Consider the following 2,917-nt stretch of genomic DNA (forward strand, 5'->3'; position numbering starts at 1 on the left):
AGACTCTCAAAATAATAAATCAACTGTAACACAGGAGCCTATACTCTTTTCAAGTACCATCTGCCTCAATATTTACACTACATTACCTAAAACATTATCCTTTATAATAATTGATCAGACATCCCTTAAGAATGATCTCTCTTTCTGCATCTGTCAGATCTCCCAGTTCCAGATCCAGCTCTTTCAGTCCATCCTCTTTTACAATGTAAGTTGTAATGACATTCGATTTCTCTTCTACTGCCTTGCGAATGTCAGGGACAAAAATATAATCCCCGTTTTTAAAACTTAGGTGCTCATGATCTTCTTTTGTAAGGAATGGAAGCATTCCCCAGTTAATCAGATTTGAGCGGTATCTCTTTGTAGCATATTCGTTTGCGATATTGGCCCATCCGCCAAGCACTTTCTGACAGGAGGCCGCCTGCTCTCTGGCGGAGCCATCTCCTGGCTTTACTGCAAAAATCGTACTTCCCACACCGATATTGCCTTTTCCGACCTCCGGATACGTCTCCTGGATTTTCGCCATGACCGGCTTTAACTCTTCCAGTGCATCCAGCGGGCAGGTCCCCTCTTCGATGGCTTTCTGAGCTTTCTGCACCTCTTTTGCTCTGCCCACATATGCAGGATCTTTCCTGGAAAGCGCAAACTCTGCAAGCCCCAGCGGGTTAGAACGATAAGAAGATGTCTCTCCGGAAGGAATCAGTTCATCTGTTGTGGTTACCGGATCGTGGATCTCTGATACAACTTTCAGGATCAGATTCTCCGGCAATGCTGACATTTCCGGCCAATCCTTAATATTCGGTCCGAATTTGATCTCTACTGACGGATCTGCCACGCCGTGACTGTCAAATACACGATTTGCATAGATCTTGCTGTCAAAGTGATATTTCTGCCCTTTGTATTCTACATCCATCGCTGTTGCCGGAGTCAGGAACCCTTTGTTTGCTGCTGTAGCCGCGATCGATCTTGCATCCATTAAGGCAACGGAAGCAATCTGTCCGCTCTGCAGCTTGGAGCCTTCTCTGTTAGGAAAGTTTCTTGTGGAGTGACGGATAGAAAATGCGTTATTTGCCGGAGTGTCTCCCGCTCCGAAGCATGGGCCGCAGAAGGCCGTCTTGACAATTGTTCCTGCCTCCATCAGATCTGCAACCGCTCCGTTTTTCACCAGTTCCATATAAATTGGCGTACTTGCCGGATATACGCTGAAAGTAAATTCATCTGCTCCGATATAATGTCCTTTGATAATGTCGGCAGCTGCGCAGATATTTTCAAATCCGCCGCCTGCACATCCTGCAATGATTCCCTGATCCACATACAGTTTTCCGTCAACGATCTTACTCTGCAGGGAGTAATCCACTGCGCCGTCCAGGCTGACAAGAGCCTTCTTCTCTACATCATGAAGGACATCCGCCAGATTTGCATTGACCTCGTCGATCGTATATACATTGGAAGGATGGAACGGCATCGCGATCATCGGACGGATCTCGCTTAAGTTTACATAGACCATGCCGTCATAATATGCCACACTGCCCGGATTCAGTTCCTTATAATCCTCCGGTCTTTCGTGGATCTCATAAAATTCGCGGATCGTCTCATCTGTCTTCCAGATGGAAGACAGGCAGGTTGTCTCTGTCGTCATAACATCGATTCCGATACGGAAGTCTGCGCTTAATTTTTCCACACCGGGACCTACAAATTCCATCACCTTATTATTAACATAACCATTTGCGAAAGTCGCGCCGATAATTGCCAGCGCCACATCCTGAGGACCTACCCCTTTGATCGGCTCTCCGTCCAGATAAATACCTACTACCTGCGGCATTTTTATATCATAAGTTTTATTTAAAAGCTGTTTTACAAGCTCAGGTCCCCCTTCGCCCATAGCCATCGTTCCCAGCGCTCCGTAGCGGGTATGGCTGTCTGAACCGAGGATCATTTTTCCGCCGCCTGCCAGCATTTCTCTTGCAAACTGATGAATGACTGCCTGATGAGGCGGTACGTAAACACCACCGTACTTCTTTGCACAGGTCAGTCCAAACATATGGTCATCTTCATTGATGGTTCCGCCTACTGCACAGAGGGAATTGTGGCAGTTTGTCAGGACATAAGGAACCGGAAATTTCTCCAGGCCTGATGCTCTCGCTGTCTGGATAATTCCTACAAACGTAATGTCATGGGAAGTCAGCTTATCAAATTTAATCTGAAGGCGTTCCATATTTCCGGACACATTGTGCTCCTTCAAAATATTGTAGGCCATTGTCTGGGAAGCTGCTTCTTCTCTGGTCACACTGCTTCCGGTTTCGTGGCGCACTTCTTCTATATCTTCAACGATTTTTGTGCCGTTTATCAGATATACGCCGTTATCGTAAAGCTTTATCATCTTTGCAATTCCTCCTGATTCTTTTTTCTTCTGCCCTTTGCTGGCACCTGTCTGTTTATTGTAGCCCGGTTCTGTCCAAAAGTCAAATTGCATCCTCACTGCTGTGTTCTTTTTCTTTCATTGCTCTCATATGTTTTTCCACCATCAGCGCAATCTTAAAGGTCATAGCATCTTCAAACACCCGCACATCCAGTCCGGTCTTTTTCTGGATCTTCTCCAGGCGATATACCAGAGTATTTCGATGTACATAAAGCTTCCGCGCCGTTTCCGATATGTTCAGATTATTTTCGAAGAACGTATAAACTGCCGTCAGTTCTTCCTCCTCAAAACTGCCTGCCGCATTTCCTTCAAACACCTCATCCAGAAACATTTCACACAGCTTTTCGGGAAGCTGATGGATCAGCCGTCCGATCCCAAGCACTTTGTAATTGAGCACCCGTTTCTGCGGATAGAAAATCCGTCCTACCTCCAGCGCTGTTTTTGCCTCTCTATAGGAGCCTGAAACTTCCTTAAGTTCTTCTGTGATCGTGCCAAAAGCTA

2 protein-coding genes are annotated in these 2,917 nt (G+C 46.1%); both read right to left on the reverse strand.

Annotated features, from left to right (window positions below; genetic code table 11):
- Positions 1 to 94: 94 nt before the first annotated feature.
- Entirely contained in the window at positions 95 to 2,377 is a 2,283-nt protein-coding gene (locus WJ238_RS00080; RefSeq protein ID WP_230107369.1) for a hydratase, read from the reverse strand.
- An 82-nt stretch (positions 2,378 to 2,459) separates the two neighbouring features.
- A partial coding sequence (locus tag WJ238_RS00085) for a PucR family transcriptional regulator (protein WP_337605817.1) occupies positions 2,460 to 2,917 on the reverse strand: 458 nt, incomplete at its 5' end.

This window comes from Claveliimonas sp. (assembly GCF_037273965.1).
Taxonomy (GTDB): Bacteria; Bacillota; Clostridia; order Lachnospirales; family Lachnospiraceae; genus Claveliimonas; species Claveliimonas bilis.